22 protein-coding genes are annotated in these 21685 nt (G+C 62.0%); 8 read left to right on the top strand and 14 right to left on the bottom strand.

All coding sequences use genetic code 11. The annotated features are described in order from the left end of the window. The first annotated feature begins 92 nt into the window (after positions 1-92). Positions 93-1646 carry a D-aminopeptidase gene (locus tag Q9295_RS09300; RefSeq protein WP_306680307.1) on the top strand — a complete coding sequence of 518 codons (1554 nt, stop codon included), beginning with the start codon at positions 93-95 and terminating at the stop codon, positions 1644-1646. A 67-nt stretch (positions 1647-1713) separates the two neighbouring features. Here Q9295_RS09300 and Q9295_RS09295 read toward each other — a convergent pair whose 3' ends face one another. After that, positions 1714-3282 carry a trimethylamine methyltransferase family protein gene (locus Q9295_RS09295; RefSeq protein WP_306680268.1) on the bottom strand — a complete coding sequence of 523 codons (1569 nt, stop codon included), beginning with the start codon at positions 3280-3282 and terminating at the stop codon, positions 1714-1716. 91 nt (positions 3283-3373) lie between these two features. On the opposite strand from Q9295_RS09295, the gene Q9295_RS09290 reads away from it, so the two are divergent. Continuing rightward, the gene (locus Q9295_RS09290) at positions 3374-4282 is read left to right on the top strand and encodes a LysR substrate-binding domain-containing protein (RefSeq protein ID WP_306680267.1); all 909 of its coding nucleotides are present in this window, start codon (positions 3374-3376) and stop codon (positions 4280-4282) included. On the opposite strand, the gene Q9295_RS09285 is transcribed toward Q9295_RS09290, so the two are convergent. From Q9295_RS09285 to Q9295_RS09255, 7 genes are all read right to left on the bottom strand, one after another. Next, positions 4283-5146, bottom strand: a complete 864-nt coding sequence (locus Q9295_RS09285; protein WP_306680266.1) for an ATP-binding cassette domain-containing protein — start codon at positions 5144-5146, stop codon at positions 4283-4285. Then, positions 5143-5982, bottom strand: a complete 840-nt coding sequence (locus tag Q9295_RS09280) for an ABC transporter ATP-binding protein (RefSeq protein WP_306680265.1) — start codon at positions 5980-5982, stop codon at positions 5143-5145. Before Q9295_RS09280 ends, Q9295_RS09285 begins: the two co-directional genes overlap by 4 nt. A gap of 4 nt (positions 5983-5986) precedes the next feature. Next, positions 5987-6889, bottom strand: coding sequence for an ABC transporter permease subunit (locus Q9295_RS09275; protein WP_306680264.1), 903 nt, complete (start codon positions 6887-6889; stop codon positions 5987-5989). After that, on the bottom strand, positions 6886-7893 hold the full coding sequence (locus Q9295_RS09270; protein WP_306680263.1) for an ABC transporter permease subunit: 1008 nt from the start codon (positions 7891-7893) through the stop codon (positions 6886-6888). The genes Q9295_RS09275 and Q9295_RS09270 overlap by 4 nt, the downstream gene beginning before the upstream one ends. A gap of 74 nt (positions 7894-7967) precedes the next feature. Continuing rightward, the gene (locus tag Q9295_RS09265) at positions 7968-9566 is read right to left on the bottom strand and encodes an ABC transporter substrate-binding protein (protein WP_306680262.1); all 1599 of its coding nucleotides are present in this window, start codon (positions 9564-9566) and stop codon (positions 7968-7970) included. 81 nt (positions 9567-9647) lie between these two features. Continuing rightward, a complete protein-coding gene (locus Q9295_RS09260; protein WP_306680261.1) occupies positions 9648-10274 on the bottom strand; it encodes a helix-turn-helix domain-containing protein in 627 nt (208 codons plus the stop codon). A 181-nt stretch (positions 10275-10455) separates the two neighbouring features. Further along, the gene (locus Q9295_RS09255) at positions 10456-11322 is read right to left on the bottom strand and encodes a branched-chain amino acid aminotransferase (protein WP_306680260.1); all 867 of its coding nucleotides are present in this window, start codon (positions 11320-11322) and stop codon (positions 10456-10458) included. A gap of 155 nt (positions 11323-11477) precedes the next feature. Between Q9295_RS09255 and Q9295_RS09250 the strand changes: the two genes are divergently transcribed. The 6 genes from Q9295_RS09250 (at position 11478) to dxs (ending at position 16714) form a co-directional block, all read left to right on the top strand. Further along, positions 11478-11975: a MarR family winged helix-turn-helix transcriptional regulator gene (locus tag Q9295_RS09250; RefSeq protein WP_306680259.1), complete on the top strand. Its 498-nt coding sequence runs from the start codon at positions 11478-11480 to the stop codon at positions 11973-11975. Further along, positions 11972-12670, top strand: coding sequence for a response regulator (locus Q9295_RS09245; RefSeq protein ID WP_306680258.1), 699 nt, complete (start codon positions 11972-11974; stop codon positions 12668-12670). The genes Q9295_RS09250 and Q9295_RS09245 overlap by 4 nt, the downstream gene beginning before the upstream one ends. A gap of 76 nt (positions 12671-12746) precedes the next feature. Further along, on the top strand, positions 12747-13655 hold the full coding sequence (locus Q9295_RS09240; RefSeq protein WP_306680257.1) for a histone deacetylase family protein: 909 nt from the start codon (positions 12747-12749) through the stop codon (positions 13653-13655). Beyond that, complete coding sequence (locus tag Q9295_RS09235; RefSeq protein WP_306680256.1) at positions 13652-13903, top strand: exodeoxyribonuclease VII small subunit; 252 nt, start codon at positions 13652-13654, stop codon at positions 13901-13903. The genes Q9295_RS09240 and Q9295_RS09235 overlap by 4 nt, the downstream gene beginning before the upstream one ends. Continuing rightward, on the top strand, positions 13900-14769 hold the full coding sequence (locus Q9295_RS09230; RefSeq protein ID WP_306680255.1) for a polyprenyl synthetase family protein: 870 nt from the start codon (positions 13900-13902) through the stop codon (positions 14767-14769). Before Q9295_RS09235 ends, Q9295_RS09230 begins: the two co-directional genes overlap by 4 nt. A 13-nt stretch (positions 14770-14782) precedes the next feature. Continuing rightward, a complete protein-coding gene (gene dxs / locus Q9295_RS09225) occupies positions 14783-16714 on the top strand; it encodes a 1-deoxy-D-xylulose-5-phosphate synthase (RefSeq protein ID WP_306680254.1) in 1932 nt (643 codons plus the stop codon). A 6-nt stretch (positions 16715-16720) separates the two neighbouring features. Here dxs and lpxK read toward each other — a convergent pair whose 3' ends face one another. The 6 genes from lpxK to Q9295_RS09195 form a co-directional block, all read right to left on the bottom strand. Beyond that, entirely contained in the window at positions 16721-17713 is a 993-nt protein-coding gene (gene lpxK / locus Q9295_RS09220; protein WP_306680253.1) for a tetraacyldisaccharide 4'-kinase, read from the bottom strand. Continuing rightward, complete coding sequence (locus tag Q9295_RS09215) at positions 17713-18906, bottom strand: 3-deoxy-D-manno-octulosonic acid transferase (RefSeq protein ID WP_306680252.1); 1194 nt, start codon at positions 18904-18906, stop codon at positions 17713-17715. The genes lpxK and Q9295_RS09215 overlap by 1 nt, the downstream gene beginning before the upstream one ends. A gap of 15 nt (positions 18907-18921) precedes the next feature. Beyond that, positions 18922-19164, bottom strand: coding sequence for a DUF4170 domain-containing protein (locus tag Q9295_RS09210; protein ID WP_306680251.1), 243 nt, complete (start codon positions 19162-19164; stop codon positions 18922-18924). A gap of 101 nt (positions 19165-19265) precedes the next feature. Beyond that, entirely contained in the window at positions 19266-20210 is a 945-nt protein-coding gene (locus Q9295_RS09205; RefSeq protein ID WP_306680250.1) for a 5-oxoprolinase subunit C family protein, read from the bottom strand. Next, on the bottom strand, positions 20200-20865 hold the full coding sequence (locus Q9295_RS09200; RefSeq protein ID WP_306680249.1) for a 5-oxoprolinase subunit B family protein: 666 nt from the start codon (positions 20863-20865) through the stop codon (positions 20200-20202). Before Q9295_RS09200 ends, Q9295_RS09205 begins: the two co-directional genes overlap by 11 nt. Next, the gene (locus tag Q9295_RS09195) at positions 20858-21595 is read right to left on the bottom strand and encodes a LamB/YcsF family protein (RefSeq protein WP_306680248.1); all 738 of its coding nucleotides are present in this window, start codon (positions 21593-21595) and stop codon (positions 20858-20860) included. Before Q9295_RS09195 ends, Q9295_RS09200 begins: the two co-directional genes overlap by 8 nt. Positions 21596-21685: the final 90 nt, after the last annotated feature.

Here is a 21685-nt window from a genome sequence, read left to right as displayed (position 1 = left end):
GTGCCGTGACTTCCCCCTTGCATTTCAACCTGCATCCACGACAAATCTTTGATCATGGACGCTTTTTCGCCTCCCGTCTGGAGACTTTGATGATTGATCTGAACCTCGCCGCCCTGACCGCCGCTTTGGACGCTTTGCCCAAGCTTTATGCCGGTCCCGGTGGCGTGGCAGGGGTGGTCAAGGATGGCAAGGTCATCGCAAGCCGCGCTTGGGGCTATGCCAGCCTTGAGGATGGGCAGGCGATGACGCCGCAGACGCGGCTGCCGATCTGCTCGATCTCGAAGCAATTCACCTGCCAAGTGCTGTTGGCCTCGGTTGGGGATCCTGCGCAGCTGGACGGCAAAGTCGCGGCTTTCCTGCCTCAATTCACCGGCCCGCTGCCCAGCACGCGCCAGCTTTGTGACAACCAGTCGGGTGTGCGGGACTATTGGGCGCTGACCGTGCTGCAAGGCGGTTTGGCCGAGCAAGAGTTCCGCCGCGACGATGCTTTGCCGCTGATCGCGCGGATGAAGACCGGGCATTTTCCGCCCGGTACGTCTTATTCTTATTGCAACTGCAACTACCGCATCGTCTCGGAGATGATCGAGGCCGCGACCGGCGAGACTTTGGAGCATCTTTACGCCAAGCATATCTGGGGCCCGGCCGGGATGAAATCGGCGGTGCTGACCTCGGACACCCGATACCCCGAGGATGGGGTGGTGGGCTATGAGGGCAATGACGCCGCCGGTTACTTCCCGGCTGAGAATGCGATCTATTGGGTCGGCGATGCGGGGATTTCGGCCTCGGTCGAGGATATGCTGGCCTATGAGGCTTGGATTGATGCGGGGCGCGATGATGCCTCTCACCTTTACCGCCAGATCTCCGAGCCGCCGCATTTTGCCGATGGTAAGCCCGCCGCTTATGGTTATGGCCTTGCGCATCATCTGATGGGCGGAATGGCTGTTACGGGCCACGGCGGGGCGCTGCGCGGCTTCCGCGCGCACCGGCTTTACGCCGCAGATGCGCGGCTGTCGGTGGTGGTGATGTTCAACCATGAGGCGGATGCCTTTGGCGCGGCGAAGGGGCTTTTGGAGGCGGCGCTGGGCGTCACTCCTGTAAAACCCGCACCGGTCGCCGAGAGTTGGGAAGGGCAGTGGCTGGCCGACAATGGTTTGCTGGTCCGGTTAGAGCCTGCGCGCACCAGTGTTACGATGCGCTATGCCACCGGGCCAGAGACGCTGACGCTGAACGCCGAAGGCAAACTTGCCGCCGCCGGTTTGACGCTTGAGCGTCAGGGCGCTGATTTGGCGATGGTGCGCGAGAAAGAGAATGTCGCGCCGAAGCTTACCCCGCTGCCGGTGCTGAACGCCGCCAATGGGGCGGAGATTGCGGGCCGCTATGCCTCGGATGAGTTGGAGGCCGAGATGGTGATCGAGGCCCGCGATGGCGGCGTCTATGCGCGGTTCGAAGGCATGTTGGGCCGTGGCCGGATGGAACGTATGGCGCCGGCGGGCAAAGACGTTTGGATCTTGGCCACCCGGCGCTCGATGGATGCGCCGCCCCCCGGCGATTGGACCTTTGTTGTGCAGCGGGATGCGGCAGGCCAGATCACCGGCGCGCAGCTTGGCTGTTGGCTTGCGCGCGGGGTGCCTTACCGCAAGGTCTAAGGCCCGGCTCAAAAGACAAAACCCGGACCGATGGCCCGGGTTTTGCCTCATCACGCTAAGACGCTGATCAATACCACATATCCTGCACGGCGGCTTTGCGGCGGGCGATGAAGTCGAGCAGAGCCTCATCGGTGCCTTGGTCGATCGCGGGCGCTTGATATTCCGCCAACAATTTCTTCCAGCGGGTATTGGCGCGGGCGGCATAATCGATGCCGCCTTGCTCGTCCCAAGTCTCCCAAGGCTGGTTGTCGTCCAGAGCCGAGTCCCAATAGGCGGTCTCGTAATGGCGCAAGGTGTGCTGGGTGCTGAAGAGGTGTTGCCCCGGCCCAAGCTCGTTCAAAGCTTCAAAGGCGAGCGTGTCCTCATTGACCTCGATCCCGTCGAGATAGGCGTGCAAGGCACCGCACATATCCATGTCCATGACCATCTTTTCATAGGACATCGACAGCAGACCATCGAGGAAGCCAGCTGAGTGCAGGATGTAGTTCGCCCCGCCTTGGATCGCCGACATCATCGACATCATGCTTTGCTGCATCGCCTGCCCATCGGGCAGTTTCGAGGTGCTGAAATTGCCCGCGCAGCGCAGGGGCAGCTTCAAGCGGCGCGCCAGCTGGCCCATGACCAGCGAGGCCAAGGCCGGTTCCGGCGTGCCGAAGGTGGGCGAGCCGGATTTGAGGCTCATCGAGGAGAAGAAGGCTGCCAGCACCACCGGCGCACCGGGGCGCACGAGCTGGGCCAAGGCGCAGGATGACATGCTTTCCGCCAGACCCTGCGCCACCATGCCTGCCATGGTCAGCGGTGCGACGGCCCCGCCCAGCAGGAAGGGCAGGTGGATCGAGCCTTGGTTGGCGGCGGCATAGGCGCGGATGCCCGACGCCGTCACCCCATCCAGCACCATCGGCGAGGTGGTGTTGAAATTGCCCATGATGACGCAGTTTTGGTCGACGAACTCGGCACCAAAGAGCACGCGGCACATCTCGATGCTGTCCTCGGCCCGCTCGGGCGCGGTGATCGAGCCAAGGAAGGCGCGGTCGGAATAGCGCATGTGGCTATAGACCATATCGAGGTGGCGCTTGTTCACCGGGATATCGGTCGGCTCGCAAACGGTGCCGCCGGAATGGTGCAACCAAGGCGAGGTTTGGCCGAGCTTGATGAAATTGCGGAAATCCTGGATCGAGCCGTAGCGGCGGCCCTTATCCAGATCCATCACGAAGGGGCTGCCGTAAGAGGGCGCCAGCACCACATTCTTGCCGCCGATCTGCACGTTATTGGCGGGGTTGCGGGCATGCTGGGTAAACTCCGCCGGGGCGGTCTTCAGGATCTCGCGCACCATGCCGGGCTCAAAGGTCACCCGCCAGATGCCCTCCGAGATATCGCGGACCTTGGCGCCAGCCTTGCGGTACAGCTCCATCGCCACGGCGTCATCGCGCAACTCGATGCCGATCTCGGCCAGAAGACGCTCGGCGGTGGCCTCGATCTTCTCAAGGCTTTCCTCCGAGAGGATGTCATAGGTCGGGATATTGCGGATGATATAGGGGCGCTTCACCCCGCCCGGACCGCCGCTGCGGGCCTCGCGCCGCTGAGTGCGGCCTCCGCGGACGCGTTTGGGTTCAAGGCTGCTGTCGCCGTCGTGCATGGCTGAAATCCTTCACAAGTTGATTATAATTAGATTGTGACTAAGACCCCGTAACGCTGGAAAATTCTCATGAGGTTGATAAGTTTAGTTTATGGAAAGCCTGCGCCAGATCTTGCCCTCGCTGAACGCCCTTGCGGTTTTTGAATGCGCAGGAAGGCTGGAAAGCTTCAGCGCGGCGGCGCGAGAGCTGCATATGACGCAAGCGGCGGTGTCTTATGCGATTGCCAAGCTGGAAGATCAGCTCGGCACGGCACTTTTCTTGCGTGAATACCGCCGGGTGCGGCTGAGCGAGGCCGGGCAACGCTTTCATGCCGATGTGACGATTGGCCTGTCGCATATCCAGCGCTCTGCCCAAAGCTTGCGGGCCACGGCCAGCGGCAGCCATGTGAGCCTTGCCTGCTCCACCGCCTTTGCCGCCTATTGGATGGTGCCACGGATGGAGCGTTTCCGCGCTGATCTGCCCGATGTGGATCTGCGCATCCATTCCGCGGACCGTGACCTTGATCTGATGGGCGAGGGGATCGCCTTGGGAATCCGCGGCGGGGTGCCGCAAGATTGGCCGCAATATGACGCTGAGGCTTTGGCGCCCGAGGAGATCTATCCGGTCTGTGCGGAATCCTATCTCAACCGCAATCCCTTGCCCCATACGCCCGAGGAATTAACGACCCATACGCTGATCCATCTGGATGAGCCGTTCCGTTCGGCCACCACTTGGGCGCAGTGGTTCACCGCTTTGGGCGTGCCGTCGCGGCACCTGCCAAGGGGCTTGCAGATCAATGATTATGTGCTGGTGCTGCAATCGGTGCTGGCGGGCCAAGGCGTGGCCTTGGGTTGGCATCATTTGGTCGAGGGGATGGTGGAGCAAGGGACTTTGGTGCCTTTGACCGATCAGTCACTCAGCACTGGCAAAGCGTTTCATGTGATCTGGCCCAAGCAGATCCCGCTCAGTAGGCCAGCCGCGCTGGTGCGCGACTGGCTGGTGGCGCAACGCGCCCTTTGATCAGGCGAGCGCTTTCGCCGCTTTACGCTTGGCCACGCGGGCGCGGATCGCCTCGACATCCGTCACCGGGGTCGCGGCGAAGAGCTGGCGGGTATAGGCGTGCTGCGGATCGGCAAACAAAGCCTCACGCGTGCCAATCTCCACCGCTTCGCCCTTCGAGATCACCATCACATCATCGGCGATATAGCGCACGACCGAGAGGTCATGGCTGACGAAGACGTAAGTCAGTGCGAACTCGTCTTGCAGATCGGCGAGCAGGTTCAGAACCTGCGCCTGCACCGAAAGGTCCAAGGCCGAGACCGGCTCATCCAGCACCAAGAGCGAGGGATTCAGCATCAAGGCCCGCGCGATCGCGATCCGCTGGCGCTGCCCGCCCGAGAACATATGCGGGTAGCGGTTGAAATGCTCGGGCATCAGCCCGACCTTCGCCAGCATCGCCTCGGCCCGTTCGCGCCGCTCAGAAGCGGTGATCTCGGGCTTGTTGATGATCAGCGGTTCCATCAGCACATCGCCGACCTTCTGGCGCGGGTTCAAGCTGCCATAGGGGTTTTGGAACACCATCTGCACCTTGGAGCGCATCGCCGGACCGGGGCGGCGGGCCGAGATATCGACCTTTTCGCCATCGATCAGCAGCTCACCGCCCGAGGGCGCATCGATCAGCGCGATGACGCGGGCCAAAGTGGATTTGCCCGAGCCGGATTCGCCAACGATGGCAAGGGTCTTGCCCTTCTCCACCTTGAAATCCACGCCTTTCAGCGCGCGCACGGTCTTGGCGCGGGCAAACATGCTGCCCGGCACATGGTAGTCTTGGACGATGGCACGGCCTTCGACCACAGGCGTGGTGGTGGGAGTGGAACCGCTCATTTCGTGCCCTCCAGCGCCATGAAGTCCGAGACGGTGGGCAGGCGATCCCCGGTGGCATTCTCGGGCAGAGCCGAGAGCAGCGCGCGGGTATAGGGGTTCTGCGGGTTTTCAAACAGCGACAGAACGTCTGCCTCTTCCATCTTCTTACCCTTATACTGCACCACCACGCGATCGGCGGTTTCCGCGACCACGCCCATGTCATGGGTGATCAGGATCAGCGCCATGCCGTAATCTTCCTGAAGCTTCATCAGCAGATCCAAGATCTGCTTTTGAATGGTCACGTCCAAAGCCGTGGTCGGCTCATCCGCGATCAGAAGTTTCGGCTGCGAGGCGATGGCGATGGCGATCATCACGCGCTGGCATTGCCCGCCCGACATCTGATGCGGATAGGAATTGAGCTTCTCTTCCGGCTCGGGGATGCCGACGGCTTTGAAAAGTTCCAAGGCGCGGGCGCGGGCTTCTGCCCGGCTCATGCCAAGGTTCAGCCGCAAGACCTCTTCGATCTGATAGCCGGTGGTGAAGCTGGGGTTCAGCGAGGCGATCGGCTCTTGGAAGATCATGGTGATCTCACGCCCGATCAACTGGCGACGCTCGGCCTTGGACAGCTTCGAGATATCGCGGCCGTCATAGGTCATCTCATCGGCGGTGATGGTGGCGGTGTCGGGCAAAAGCCCCATCACCGCCAGCATCGAGACCGATTTGCCCGAGCCGGATTCGCCAACGATGGCCAGCACTTCGCCTTTGTCCACGGTCACGTCGATGCCGTCGACAGCGGTGAAGCTGCCGGTGGCGGTGGCGAATTTAACCGTGAGGTTGCGGATGTTCAAAAGACCCATGATCTCAGCTCCGCTTCAGTTTGGGGTCAAGCGCGTCGCGCAGGCCATCGCCCATCAGGTTGATTGCCAGCACCGAGACAAGGATCGCGATGCCGGGGAAGGTGACGACCCACCAAGCCGACAGGATGAACTCACGCGCCTCGGCCAGCATGGTGCCCCATTCGGGCGAGGGCGGCTGTGCGCCCATGCCAAGGAAGCCCAAGGCGGCGGAATCGAGCACGGCGGAAGAGAAGCTCAGCGTTGCTTGCACGATCAACGGGGCCAAGCAGTTCGGCAGGATGGTCTTGAACATCAACCGGAAATTGCCAGCCCCGGCCACGCGGGCGGCGGTGACATATTCGCGCTTCATCTCGGTCATCACGGCTGCACGGGTCAGGCGGGCGAAGTGGGGTTGGTAGACGATGGCGATGGCGATCATCGCATTGGTCAGGCCCGGCCCCAGAATGGCCACCAGCACCAGCGCCAAAAGCAGCGAGGGGAAGGCCAAAATCACGTCCATCACGCGCATGATGACGGTATCGACCCAACCGCCGAAGAAGCCGGCGAGAAGGCCAATGATGATGCCACCGACCAAAGCGATCGAGACCACAACGATGCCGATGAACAGCGAATATTGCGCGCCGAAGATCAGGCGCGACAGGATATCGCGGCCCACTGCATCGGTGCCCAGAAGGAAGCTCGACCGTCCGGCCTCGTCCCAAACCGGCGGCACCAAAAGTGCGTCGCGGTATTGCATCGTCGGGTCATGCGGCGCGATCAGGCTGGCAAAAGCCGCGATGAGCACCAGCAGGACGAAGACCACAAGCCCAACGACAGCGCCGCGGTTCTGGCTGAAGTAGAACCAGAATTCGGCCAGCATCTTGCGCCGAATGGCGGCATCCGAGAGTTTTACAGTTGTATCGGTCATTTGTTACGGATCCTCGGATTGATCAGACCATAGGTCAGGTCCACCAGAAGGTTCACCACCATCACCAAGCCGGCGATCAGCAGCAGGCCCGATTGCACCACCGGGTAGTCACGGCGCGAAATGGAATCGATCATCCATTTGCCGATGCCCGGCCAAGAGAAGATGGTCTCGGTCAGGATCGCGCCCGCCATCAAGACACCGACTTGCAGGCCGATGGTCGTGATCACCGGGATCATCGCATTGCGCAAGGCATGGATGCCAATGACGCGGCGTTCCGGCATGCCCTTGGCGCGGGCGGTGCGGACGTAATCCTCGCCCATCACTTCCAGCATGGCCGAGCGGGTTTGCCGCGCGATCACTGCCAGCGGGATCGTCGCCAGCACAACCGATGGCAAGATCAGATGTGACAGAGCCGAGGAGAAGGCGCCCTTTTGCCCCGACATCAGGCTGTCGATCAGCATGAAGCCCGTGGTGTCGGGGAAGTAATACATTAGGCTGATCCGGCCCGAGACCGGGGTCCAGCCCAAGATGCCCGAGAAGAAGATGATCAGCAGCAGGCCCCACCAGAAGATCGGCATCGAGAAGCCCACCAAAGCGGTGGTCATCGAGATCTGATCGAACCAAGAGCCGCGCTTGATCGCCGCCATCACGCCCACCGGCACGCCGATCAGTGTGGCGATGATGATGGCGCAAAGCCCCAGCTCAACCGTTGCCGGGAACAGGGCCATGAATTCGCCCAGTACCGGCTTTTTGGTGACCAGCGAATTGCCAAGGTCGCCTTGGAAGAGCCTTCCGAGGAAGTCGAAATATTGCAGTACGACGGACTTGTCATAGCCCAACTGCGCCGAAAGCTCGGCATGACGCTCGGGCGAGACGCCGCGTTCGCCGGCCATCAACAGGACCGGGTCGCCGGGCAGAATTCGCACGAAGCTGAAGGCGATGATGGTGATGCCTAAGAAGGTCGGCACCAGATACAGAAGTTTTGACAGAATAAACCGGGCCATGACCTAGTCCCTTGAAAGACGCGCGGGGGACCAGCCCCCGCGCGCTCAGTTTCGCTAAAAAAGAGCAGTGCCGATTATTCGGCAATGTCCACGGTTTCGAAAGTGAAGTCGCCCAAGGGGCTCATCACAAAGCCCGACACTTTGGCCGACATCGGCACATATTGGGTCGAGTGCGCAATGGTGTACCACGGCGCTTGGTCCTTGAAGATGACCTGAGCTTGCTCATAAAGCGCGGTGCGCTCGGCCGGATCGGCCGTCACTTTCGCGTCTTTCAGCAAAGCCGAGAACTCTTCGTTGCACCAGAAGGCACGGTTTGCACCGCCTTCAACAGCCGAGTCGCACGACAAGAGCACCGACAGGAAGTTGTCCGGGTCACCATTGTCACCGGTCCAGCCAAGGATGACGGCGCCGTCACGGCCCGCTTCCATCGACTTCGCCAGATACTCGCCCCATTCATAGGAGACGATCTCGACCTTGACGCCGACCTTCGAGAGATCTTCTTGCATCATCTCGGCGGTGCGGCGTGCGTTCGGCATGTAGGGACGCTGAACCGGCATCGCCCAGATCTTCATCGACAGATCTTTAACGCCTTCTTCTTCCAGCATCTTTTTGGAAGCTTCGGGGTCATAAGCGTCGTCAACGATCGCGTCGTTATACGACCACATGGTCGGCGGGATCGGGTTCTTAGCGCCTTCAGCATGGCCTTGGAACACGGCGTCCACGATGGCTTGCTTGTTGATCGCCATGTTCAGGGCCTTGCGGACCTTGGCATTGTCGAACGGAGCGATGGTGGTGTTATAGGCCAGATAGCCCACGTTCAGACCGGCTTGCTCGTCAAGCTTGAGGTTCGAATCCGCGCGGATGCCGTCGATGTCAGCCGGAGCCGGATAGGGCATCAGGTGGCATTCGCCAGCTTTCAGCTTTTGCAAGCGCACAGCGGCGTCGGGGGTGATCGCGAAGACCAGATCGTCGATCAGCGGCGCGGTGCCCCAGTATTCGGCGTTCTTGGTGTAACGGATCACGGCGTCTTTTTGGTAAGCGACGAACTTGAACGGACCGGTGCCGATCGGCAGGTTGTTCAGGTCTTCTTTGGTGCCAGCAGCTTCCAGCGTCTCGGCATATTCCTTCGAAATGATCGAAGCGAAGGGCATGGCGATGTTCGCAAGGAAAGGCGCTTCCGGCGAGTTGAGCGTGATCTTGACGGTGTAATCGTCGATCTTCTCAACCGACTTCACCAGGTTCGGCATGTCCATCGAGTTGAAATACTCGTAGGTGATGCCGGCCACATACTGGTTCCACGGGTGATCAGCCGAAGCCTGACGCTCGTAGGAGAAAACCACGTCATCGGCGTTGAAATCACGGGTGGGGGTGAACTTTTCGTTCGAGTGCCACTTCACGCCCTGACGGAGCTTGAAGGTATACTCAAGACCGTCTTCCGAGACTTCCCAGCTTTCGGCCAGGCCCGGCTCGACTTCGGTCGTGCCTTTTTTGAACTCGGTCAGGCGGTTGTAGATCGGGTGAGCCGATGCATCAAAGGTGCCGCCCGAGGTATAGGGCGCCGGATCAAAGCCCTCAGGCGATGCTTCCGAGCAATAGACGAAGGTTTTAGCTTCGGCCATCGTAACGGTCATTGCCAGCGTCATCGCTGTGGCAAGAACGGGAAGATGTTTCATCTGCGCAGTCTCCTACTTGGTCGTGTTGATCGCCCGCCGGTTGCCCAGCCAGTGCATCGTTGCGCCCTAATGGCGCGAATTCTAAGCGCCGTCAGCCAGTTCCCTTACGGCACGAAGGCTATGGGACTTATGGTCGGAGACCGTCGCCCCATGCAGCATCTTGCCAGTCCATAAGATTCGCGCAACTCCCGGTCCTGGGTTGGACCAACTGTGCGGGTGCTGACCCAGATAGTGAATGCTGTCGCCGGCCTTTAGGCGGAATTCCTGACCGTCGATCACCTGCAAGACTTGACCTTCCAGGATGAAAATCAACTCCTCGCCGGAATGTTCCACAGTTTCAGAGGCATATCCTTCGGGCATGTTCAGCACGAAGGAGGTCAGCTCATGGCCAGGAAACTCGGCGCCGACTTGCTCATAGATGATCGAATTGCCCGAGACCGAAAACCGCTCACGCGACTCGGCGCGCGTAACGCTGTCAGCTTGGCGCGGGGTCGCGATGAAATGGTCAATCGCCACGTCCAACGCAGCCGCAATCTCGGCCAAAGTGCCAAGGGTGGGGACGGCCATATCGCGCTCAACCTGGCTCAGATAGCCAACGGAGACGCCCGACATGGCGCTCAGCTGTTGCAACGTCAGACCCATGACCTGACGGCGTTTGCGGATTCGTCTGCCCAAGGCGACAGGCGTAGAGGCGGTTTTGCGAGCCATAAATTCCTGATGTGGCAGCATCGGAGCTGCCAGAGCTTGATCGTAAAGATTTTACGGATGCAATAACAATTATTGGCAGAGTAAAAATTTTTGTACTGCATCTGCGGGGCAAAATGCAAAATCCCGGCCCAAGGGGCCGGGATTGCAAAAGGTCTTCAAGCCAAGGGCTTAGCCCAATCGCTTAGGCGCGCACGAGCTTTTCATATTCAGTGGCGACGCGCTTGGTCAGCTCACCCACCTCAAAGCGCCAAGGGCCGATTTCGCCCACCGGGGTCACCTCGGCGGCGGTGCCGGTCAGCCAGCACTGCTCGAAGCCTTCGACTTCTTCGGGCAGGATGTGGCGCTCATGCACGGTGATGTTCATGTCTTTGAGCATGCCGATGACGGTTTGGCGGGTGATGCCGTTCAAGAAGCAATCGGCTTTCGGGGTGTGCACTTCGCCGTCTTTGACAAAGAAGATGTTGGCGCCGGTCGCCTCGGCCACATAGCCGCGGTAGTCATACATCATCGCATCCGAGCAGCCCTTGGCCATCGCGGCGTGCTTGGACATGGTGCAGATCATGTAAAGGCCAGCGGCTTTGGCTTCCGAGGGGATGGTCTCGGGCGAAGGACGCTTCCATTTCGAGATGTCGAGCTTGGCGCCTTTGAACTTGGCGTCGCCATAGTAAGCGCCCCAAGACCAAACAGCGATGCCAAGACGCACCGGGTTGCCCAGAGCGGCGACCCCCATCTCCTCACCGGCACCCCGGAAGGCGATGGCGCGGATGTAGCAATCGGTCAAACCATTGGCCTTGATCACCTCGGCCTTGGCGGCATTGATTTGCTCAACAGTATAGGGGATATCCATATCCAAGAGCTTGCCGGACCGGATCAGCCGCTCGGAATGTTCGGTCGACTTAAAGATTTTTCCGTTGTAGCAACGCTCACCTTCAAAGACGGCCGAGGCGTAGTGAAGGGCGTGGGTCAAGAAATGGACCTTCGCGTCCCGCCAGTTCACAAGTTCCCCATCCATCCAGATGAAGCCGTCCCGATCGTCGTATCCAGCCATGATAGGCCCTCCGGTTTGCGAATATTGCGCGCTAAAGGTCCGCATCGGACATATTCTTGCGCGAAATCGAGAAAGTCGTATGTCTTGTGTCTTGGAATGTCAACAAGGCTGACGTAAATTCAGCCGGAACGAATGCGTGAATTTCGGAGGACCTCATGGTCGAGCGTGCCGGTGGTGAATCCCTGCTTTTCCTTACGGATGAGCAGCTCCGTAAGGGGATCGAAGCGATGTTTTTCGCCTATCGCGGCTTTACGGCCGACCCGGACCGCATCCTGTCGGGCATCGATTATGGCCGGGCGCATCACCGAGCGATCCATTTCGTGCATCGCTCGCCCGGCACGACGGTTTCGAACCTGATGACCATTCTTGGCGTGACCAAGCAAAGCCTGAACCGGGTGCTGCGGACCTTGATCGACGATGGCCTGATCCGCAGCGAAAAGGGCCTGGTGGACGGGCGCGAGCGGCATTTGTTCCTGACGCCTAAGGGGCAAGAGCTGGAACGGCAATTGTCTGATGCGCAGCGCGCGCGGATGCGGGCGGCCTATCGCGCGGCGGGGCCGGCGGCCGTTGCGGGCTTTCGGCAGGTGCTTGAGGCGATGATGGACCCAGAGATGCGCAACGCCTACAACCGCCTGAAGGAGGGCGGCGCATGAGTGTATCTGATCTGCATCTGCTGGTGGTGGATGATGACGAGCGCATCCGGGGGCTTTTGCAAAAGTTCCTGATCCGCAGCGGCTTTATCGTCACCGTGGCCCGGGATGCAGCCCAAGCGCGCCGGCTTTTGGCGGGGCTCGAGTTCGATCTGATCGTGCTGGATGTGATGATGCCGGGCGAAGATGGCATCTCGCTGACCCGCGATCTGCGGGCGCGGATGCAGGTGCCGATCCTTTTGTTGACCGCCAAGGGTGAGGCGGCCAATCGGATCGAGGGGCTTGAGGCGGGGGCGGATGATTATCTCGTCAAACCCTTTGAGCCCAAAGAGCTGCTTTTGCGCATCAATGCCATTTTGCGCCGGGTGCCGCAGGTGAAACCGGCCGAAGCCGCGCCCAAGGTGCTGCATCTCGGTGCGGTGCGCTACGATATGGACCGAGGTGAGCTTTGGCGCGGGCAGGATTTGATCCGTCTTACCGCCACCGAAGCCGCCCTGATGCGGCTTTTTGCCCATGCACCGGGTGAGGCGGTGAGCCGCGAGCGGCTGGTGGGCGACCTGGGCCGTGAGGATGCTGCGCAAGAGCGGGCTGTTGACGTGCAGATCACCCGGCTGCGCCGCAAGATCGAAGATGATCCCAAAGCTCCGCGTTATCTGCAGACGGTGCGGGGTGAGGGTTATATGCTCGCGCCGGATTGAGTTTGGCCGAGGCCGGGGGGCCAGCCCCCCGGACCCCCCGGGATATTTATAAGACAGAAAATGGGGGCAGGGTTCGGTGATTGTTTTTTCGCATTCTGACAGTGACGGCCATGTGACCCCGCCGGGACATCCTGAGCGGGTGGATCGGATGGCGGCGGTTGAGGCGGGGTTGAGGGATTTGTCCTTGGAGCGACGGGTGTCGCCACTGGGCAGCCGGGCTGACGTGCTTTTGTGCCATCCTGCCGCTTATCACGATCACATCGCGCAATCGGCCCCGCCCGAGGGCTGGGCGCAGATTGACGGCGATACCTATTTGAGCCCCGGCTCTTATGCGGCAGCGATGCGGGCTGTGGGGGGCATGGGGGCTGCGGTGGATGCAGTTCTGGGCGGAGAGGCGGCCTCGGCTTTTGTTGCTTGCCGCCCTCCGGGACACCATGCCGAAGCGGCGCGGGCGATGGGCTTTTGCCTTTTTGGCACGGTGGCGATTGGGGCGGCGCTGGCCTTGCAGCGCCCTGAGGTGAAGCGCGTGGCGATTGTGGATTTCGACGTGCATCACGGCAATGGCACGCAGGATCTTTTGTGGGACGAGGGGCGCTGTCTTTTCACCTCAAGCCAAGAGATGCCGCTGTTTCCGGGCACGGGCCGCGCGGATGAGCGTGGCGCGCATGGCCAGATGATCAACCTGCCTTTGCGCGCGGGCAGTGACGGTGCCGCAATGCGGGCGGCTTATGAGCGGCTGATCCTGCCCGCGGTGTCCGAATGGCAGCCCGATCTTCTGCTTGTGAGTGCAGGTTTTGACGCCCATCACGCCGATCCCTTGGCCAGTCTGCAGTGGGAGGCCGATGATTTCCGCTGGCTTGCGCAGCGGCTTTGGGAGGTTTCGGGCGGGCGGGTGGTATCCGCTTTGGAAGGCGGTTATGATCTGCCAGCCCTGACCGAAAGCGTCCGGGCCTATGTAGGCGAGATGGCGAGGCTTTCAGCATGACCGTGACCCCAAGCGCGAAACCCCCCGAGGAAATGGCCTTTGAAGAGGCGATGGCGGCTTTGGAGGCCGTGGTGAACCAGTTGGAGCGCGGGGATGTGAAGCTGGACGAATCCATCTCGCTTTACGAGCGCGGCGCGAAGTTGAAGAAGCGCTGCGAGGATCTGCTGAAAGATGCGCAGGAAAAGGTTGAGAAAATCCGCCTTGCCGAAGGCCGTGTCGTGGGCGCGGAGCCGGTGACCGGGCTGTGAGCTTTGACGATAGGTTGAAGGCCGATGCCGCGCTGGTGCAAGCGCGGCTCGATCAAGCTTTGGCGGGTTTGGCCGATGTGCCGGTGATTCATGCCATGCGTTATGCGGTGCAGGGCGGCAAACGCTTGCGGGCTTTCCTTGTGCTGGAATCGGCGCGGATGCTGGGTGTGGAGGAAGCGCGGGCGTTGCCCGTGGCTGCGGCGGTTGAAGCGCTGCACGCCTATTCTTTGGTGCATGATGACCTGCCGGCGATGGATGATGACGACCTTCGCCGCGGTCAGCCGACCGTCCATGTGAAATGGGATGAGGCGACGGCGATCCTTGCGGGCGATGCTTTGCAGACTCTGGCATTCGGGCTTTTAGTCGATGCCGAAGTTGGTCCGGCTGAGGTTCAGGTGGCCTTGGTCAAGGCCTTGGCTGGCGCCTCGGGAGCCAAGGGCATGGTTTTGGGCCAAGCCTTGGATATCGCGGCTGAAAGTGCGGACACTCCGCTGACCTTAGAAGAGATCACCGCTTTGCAAGCGGGCAAAACCGGCGCGCTGATTGGGTTTTCGGCAACGGCAGGCGCCCTCCTTGCCGGGGCGGATCCTAAGCCTTTGGCCGATTACGCCGCCGCCATCGGCCTTGCTTTTCAAATTGCCGATGACATTCTGGATGTCACGGGCGATGCCGCCACGGCAGGCAAAAGGGTTGGCAAGGATGAAGAGGCGGGCAAAGCCACTTTCGTCTCGCTGCTCGGCCTTGAGGATGCACGCGCCCGTGCTGCAGAACTTGTGGCCGCGGCGGAAGTTGCCCTTGAACCCTATGGTTCGCGTGCTGAGAACTTGATCGCCGCCGCGCGGTTCACTATTGCGCGGCACAGCTGAGAAGGAGCGCGCCATGTCCGATCAATCGCAACATCGGCCGCATACGCCGGTCCTCGACCGCGTCACTCTGCCTTCGGATCTGAAGGGGCTGAGCGACCGTGAGCTTCACCAGCTGGCCGATGATCTGCGGGCCGAGACGATCTCGGCCGTTTCGGTCACCGGCGGGCATCTCGGTGCGGGTCTGGGCGTGGTTGAGCTGACCGTGGCTTTGCATGCGGTCTTTGACACGCCGCGCGACAAGCTGATCTGGGATGTCGGGCATCAATGCTATCCGCATAAGATCCTGACTGGGCGGCGCGATCGCATTCGCACTTTGCGGACCGAAGGCGGGCTTTCGGGCTTCACCAAACGCTCGGAATCGCCCTATGACCCCTTTGGCGCGGCGCATAGCTCCACCTCGATCTCGGCGGCTTTGGGCTTTGCGACGGCGGCAGATTTGGGCGGCGATCCCGGCGATGCGATTGCGGTGATCGGCGACGGCGCGATGTCGGCGGGCATGGCCTTTGAGGCGATGAACAATGCCGGCGCGATGAAGACCCGGCTTTTCGTGATCCTCAACGACAATGAGATGTCGATCGCGCCGCCGGTTGGGGCTTTGTCGAGCTACCTCTCGAAGCTTTACGCCGAAGCGCCGATGCAGGACCTGAAACAGGTGGCCAAGGGCTTTGTCGGGCTCTTGCCCGAGCCTTTGCAGGAAGGTGCGCGCCGGGCCAAGGATATGCTTAAGGGCATGGCCGTGGGCGGCACGCTCTTTGAATCGCTTGGCTTTTCCTATGTCGGCCCGATTGACGGCCATGATCTCGACCAGCTTTTGCCGGTCTTGCGCACGGTGAAGGCGCGGGCCACTGGGCCGATGCTGATCCATGTGCTGACCAAGAAGGGCAAGGGATATGGCCCGGCGGAGAACTCGGCCGACCGGGGCCATGCCCGCGCCAAGTTCGATGTGGTCACGGGCGAGCAAAAGAAGACCCCGTCCAATGCGCCAAGCTACACCAAGGTTTTCGCCGAGAGCCTGATCCAAGAGGCCGAGCGCGATGATAAGATCGTTGCGGTGACGGCGGCGATGCCCGATGGCACCGGCTTGGACTTGTTCGCCAAACGCTTCCCGCGCCGCACCTTTGACGTGGGCATCGCCGAGCAACATGCGGTGACCTTCAGCGCGGGCATGGCGGCGGGCGGGCTGAAACCCTTCTGCGCGCTTTACTCCACCTTCTTGCAGCGCGGCTATGATCAGGTCGTGCATGATGTGGCGATCCAGCGCCTGCCGGTGCGTTTTGCCATCGACCGCGCGGGGCTGGTGGGGGCCGATGGTGCGACCCATGCGGGCTCGTTCGATGTGGCCTTCTTGGCCAATTTGCCGGGCATGGTGGTGATGGCCGCTGCTGATGAGGCCGAGCTGCGCCACATGGTGGCAACCGCTGTGGCGCATGACGACGGCCCGATCGCTTTCCGCTTCCCGCGTGGCGAGGGCTGCGGGGTTGAGATGCCAGCGCGCGGAACCCCGCTTGAGATCGGCAAGGGCCGGGTGATGCGCGAAGGCGCGCGGGTGGCTTTGCTTTCCTTCGGCACAAGGCTTTCCGAGGTTCTAAAAGCCGCCGAGTCGCTGGCGCAGCGTGGCATGGCCCCCACGGTCGCCGATGCGCGTTTCGCCAAGCCCTTGGACCGCGAGCTGATCTTGCGCCTGGCGCGCGAGCATGAGGCTCTGATCTGTATCGAAGAGGGCGCTGTTGGCGGCTTTGGCAGCCATGTGGCGCAGCTTTTGGCGGATGAGGGCGTCTTTGACCGCGGCTTCAAGTTCCGCTCGATGGTGCTGCCCGACACCTTCATCGACCATGCCACCCCCGAGGCGATGTATCGCAGCGCTGGTATGGATGCCCCGCAGATCGAGGCCAAAGTGCTTGAGGTTCTGGGCGTGCCGGTGGTCGGGATGCGGGCGGGCGCCTAAGGGCCACTAAGCCAGCAAAGGCTCTAGCAACTGGTCGAAAGCGTCCCAGCTTTCGACCTCAAGCCGCACCACCAACACCAAAACTTTGGGCCGGAACCACGCGGGCAGGCGGGCTGCGTCCTTTTCTGTCGTTACAAGTTGCGCGCCTGAGGTGTCCGCCTCAAGCGCCAAGCGGCGCAAAAGCGCATCCTCAAAAGGTTCATGATCCGACAGCGGCAGACTGCGGACGAGAATGGCCCCCTCTCCGCGCAAGGTGGCGAAGAACTTTTCCGGGTGGCCGATGCCCGCAAAGGCAATCACTCGCTCGCCCTGCCAATCCATGCCCATTTGCAAAGGCGCGAGGCGCCCGCGCAGGTGTGGCACCGGGATGTCCTCGGCCCAGTCAGCGTTGAAGCGCGCCTGCGCGCCAGCCTCTCCGATCGAGAGCAAAAGATGCGCGCGGGCAAGGCCATTCGCGACCGGCTCGCGCAGCGGGCCTGCGGGCAGGCAACGGCCATTGCCAAAGCCCCGTTCAGCATCGACCACGATCAGGCTGATATCTTTGGTAACCGAGGGGTTTTGAAACCCGTCATCCAGCAAGATCACTTGCGCGCCGGCAGCCTCGGCCGCCTTGACCCCAGCCGCACGGTCGCGCGCGATCCAAGTGGGGGCAAAGGCCGATAGCAACAGCGGCTCGTCGCCGGTCTCTTGCGCTTTGTGGCGGTTGGCATCGACCTGCACCGGGCCGGTCAGACTGCCGCCGTGCCCTCGGCTGACGATATGCACCGCCATACCCCGGCTCTGCAGGCGCTGCGCAAGCGCAATCGCCGTCGGCGTCTTGCCGGTGCCGCCCGCATTGAGATTCCCGATGCAGATGACCGGAACCTTGGCGCGATAGCCTTTCTCGCCCGCCATCCGCCGCCCGGTCACGGCACCATAGATCCAACCCAAAGGCGCCAGCAGTCGCGCTGCCAGAGCGGGGCGGTCGGGGGCGGTGAACCAAAACGCTGGGGTGCGCATCAATATTTATCCTCTAACAGCGCTTGGATCCGGGCCAAAAGCGCATCCGTCGCCTCGGCTCCATCCGAGGCCACCGTCCAGGCGGCCTGCGCCAGACGGGCGGCGCGGTCGGGGGCGAGGAGATCGCCCAAAGCCTCGGCCAGATCTTGGGCGGTGGCAACCGCCCGGGTCGCCCGCGCCGCGCCAAGCCGGCCAAAGGCCATGCCATAGGACCCTGCCATCGGCCCATGCAGAATGGCCGAGCCCAAGGCCGCCGCCTCCATCGGGTCGCGCAGAGCGCCTTGGCCCAAAAGGCTGCCCCCCAGAAAGCTGATCGGGGCAAGACGATACCAGAGGCCAATTTCCTCGGGGCTGTCGACAAGGAAGACTTCGGTATGGGCCTCAGGCTCCTCCTCTTGCGCGCGGTGTGCAATCGCCCAGCCTTCGGCCTCGGCCCGCGCGGCAAGCGCCGAGGCGCGGTCGGCGCGATCAGGCAGGACGATCAGCAAAAGCCGGTGCGCGTGCTGCAAAGCCGCACGATGGGCGGCGATGATCGCCGCTTCCTCGGCCTCGGGTAGGGCGGCGGCAAACCAAACGGGCCGGGTGGCAAAGGTTGCTGCAAGGGCGGCCCGTTCGGCCTCATTGCCGGGCTTTGCGGCCGAAGCCTCTTCCAGTCGGCCGGTCACCGCCACGGCCGAAGGCGCTGCCCCGGCTTTGCGGAAATTGCGTGAGGCTGCCTCGTCAATAGCGCCGATCCACGAAAATTTCGCCAACGCACCGCGGGTAACGCCCGGAAACCAGCCATCGCGCTCTTTGGGCAGACGGGGGGCGACGGCATCGGCCATCATCAGCGGCAGCTGACGCAATGCTGCTTCGCTGATCATCGCCGGGCGCAACTCTCCCTCCGAAAAGAGACAGAGATCGGGGCGCCAATGGTCCAAAAAGGCACGGGCCTCAGGCGTGGTGTCTGGCGGGGGCAGTTGCACCAAGGCGCCGGGCTGATCGGGCAGCGGATCATGGCAGGTGATCAGGCTAAGCACCGCATCATCAAGCCAAAGCCGCAAAGCCAACTCACGCAGGCCCCGCGCGGCATTGGCATCGGGCGCATGCATCCAGACCAGCGCCCCATTGGGCCGCGCCGGGCGTGGCTGATCGCGGCCCGACTCGCGTCGTTTGGCCAATGAGTAAAGCGTAAGTCCGAGGTTCAAAGCCATTGCGGCGATCTATGCTCAGCCCGGTCCAGAGCCTGCGTTCGGTGCGCCGTTTTGCTCCTGCAAGCGGCTGATGTCGGCGATGAAATAGCGCATATGGGCATTATCGACGGTGCGCTGGGCCTCGGCCTTCCAAGCGTTGAAAGCGGTTTCGTAATCGGGGAACAGCCCGACCACATGCAGCTGCGACACGTCACGAAAGACGTTGCGCTGCGGATCGACAAGCTCTCCGCCAAAGACAAGATGCAGGCGCTGAGTCATGGAAGCCTCGCAGGTTGGATTGCGGGCAAGCTATCCTGAAGCGGAAGCGGGCGAAAGATGTGCAAGGCGGCGGCGGGCGGGAACGCAGCGGACCTTTGAGGTTAATGTGAAGCCAGCTGTGCCAGATAGCATTGAAAAGCGCGGGCGCGTTGGCGGGCAAGCTGCACCGCCTTGGCGGGGGTGATGGCGGTGAATGAGATCGCATCACCGGGGCGCAGCTGCGCCAGCCCGTCGGTGTCATCCAAAAGCACGGTCGCAATCTTGGGATAGCCGCCGGTGGTCTGATGATCGGCCATCAGGATCGAGGCGATGCCATCGCCCGAGACCTGCACCGCGCCACGCGTCAGCCCTTGCGAGGGGATGCCAAGTGCGGCCTCCGGCGCGATGTTAGGCCCGGCGAGGCGCTGGCCCATGCGGTCAAAGGCGGCGGTGAGGCGGAAGGTTTGGCTTAGGAAGCGCGCAACGGTTCCATCGCTGAAAAGCGCATCCTGCGGCCCAAGTATGACATTCAGTCGCCTGCGCGGACGGCAGAACACCGGGCAAGGAATGGGCCTTTCCGGCAGTGTTCGGCACTCATTTACTGTTAGACTTTGGCCTGCCCGCAACGCCCCACCGCCTAAACCGCTGAGCCCGTGGGTCGCCGTGGCGCCGAGCCAAGTGTCCGCCTCCAACTGGCCTGCGACGGCAAGGCAGCACCAGCTTCCCCAAGGGCCGGGGCGCAAAGTAAGCTCATCGCCCTGCTGTAAGGTGACAACCTGCCAGGCCCGCAAAGCCTGACCATTGCGAGACACGGCAAAGCCACCTCCCGCGATGGCCAGAGTTAATGTGCCGCGTGTTAGCCGAAGTCGCAGCCCAGCGGGCGAGACCTCGATGCCGCTTTGTCCGGCTGGATTGCCGAGCGCGGTGTTGGCAATGGTCAAGGCCTTGCGGTCCATCGGCCCCGAGTTTGGCACGCCAAAGCGCATCAGACCCGGACGCCCCGCATCTTGCAGCGTCACATGCGGACCCGCCTCAAGGACCTCGATTTCTGCCTTGTTAGAGACCATTTTTGGCCTCGTTGAACTGGATCTTATCGCCCACCGCAAAGGCGAAGGGGCGGTCAGGATTGCCGGTCAGCACTTGTGCGTCGGTCCTGCCGATGCGCCACCAGCCAGTCGGCATGGTGAGGGTGGTGATCAGGCACATACCGCCTGCGATGATGACCGATCCGGCTGGCACATTGCGCACCGCGTTGGGTTTGCGATCAATCGCCAAGGGTGCCGGAAGGCCCGAGAGATAAGCATATCCCGGCGCAAAGCCATACATCGCAACTTCATAGGTGCCAGATTGATGGCAGCGGGCAACCTCGGCCTCCGAAAGGCCGCATTGCCGGGCGACCTCGGCAAGGTCAGAGCCGTCATAGACCACCGAAACTTCGTGCCGGTTTCCGGCAAGAACAGTCTCTAATGCAGCTGAATTTAGCGTTTTCAGGTGCTGCTCGACGGTTGCGCGATCTGTCACGAGCGGATCAAATCGCACCAGCAGAGTCACGAATGCAGGCACGGCTTCGATGAAGCCTGCAAAGGGCTGAGCCGCCAAAGCCGCATCAAGTGCCAAGACGGCGCGATGCGCTTCTTTGTCGATCGCAGTGGCGAATTCCAGCATCACCGCCTGATCCCCAACGGGTAGAAAGCGGGGTGCTCTGGGGCTGTCCTTAGACAAAACTGGCCACCGAGATGCCGCGCTCGGCCAGCCCGGCGCGGATCACGCGGGCCATTTGCACCGCCTCGGGGCTGTCGCCGTGGATGCAGATGGATTGCGCCTGAAGCGCGATGGGCTCTCCGTCGATCACCGGCATGAGCCCGGTGTCGAGATAGGAAATCAGCCGTGTTAGAGCCGCTTTTGGGTCATGGATCATCGCTTGCGGATGGCTGCGCGGCACCAAGCGGCCGGTGGCGAGATAGGCGCGATCGGCAAAGATCTCGGCCGTGGTGGTGATCCCCGCGGCCTCACCCGCCGCCTGTAACTCGGTTCCCGAGATGGCCAGCAATCCGAGCCCGGCTGAAGCCGCCGTCTCAGCAATCGCATCCGCCACCGGGCGCTGATCGGCGGCCAGATTGGCCAAAGCGCCATGGGCTTTCACATAAGCCACCTTAGCGCCGCAGAGCCGCGCCACGCCTTGCAAGGCGCCGATCTGGGCCGCAACCATCGCGCGGATTACCGCTGGTTCCATCGGCACAACCACACGGCCGAAATTGGCAGGGTCGGCATAGCCCGGGTGCGCGCCGATCTGAACGCCGCGCGCCTTGGCCAATTGCAAGCTGGCCAGCATCAGCGAAGGGTCCGAGGCATGGCCGCCACAGGCGATATTGGCCGAGCTCACCAGACCCAGCATCGCCGCATCATCTCCGATCCCCTCGCCAAGATCGGCGTTCAAATCAATCCGTTGCATCGGCGCTCCTTTGCGCCAGTGGAGCATGCGGCGGGCCGCAGGGCAACGCCACTTGCGCCATGGCCGGTTAGGCCGCAGAATAAATCGCAA

The organism is Pseudogemmobacter lacusdianii, assembly GCF_030848395.1.
Lineage (GTDB): Bacteria > Pseudomonadota > Alphaproteobacteria > Rhodobacterales > Rhodobacteraceae > Pseudogemmobacter > Pseudogemmobacter lacusdianii.
Note: the sequence above shows the minus strand (reverse complement) of the source record. Positions and strands in the feature narration are given on the sequence as shown.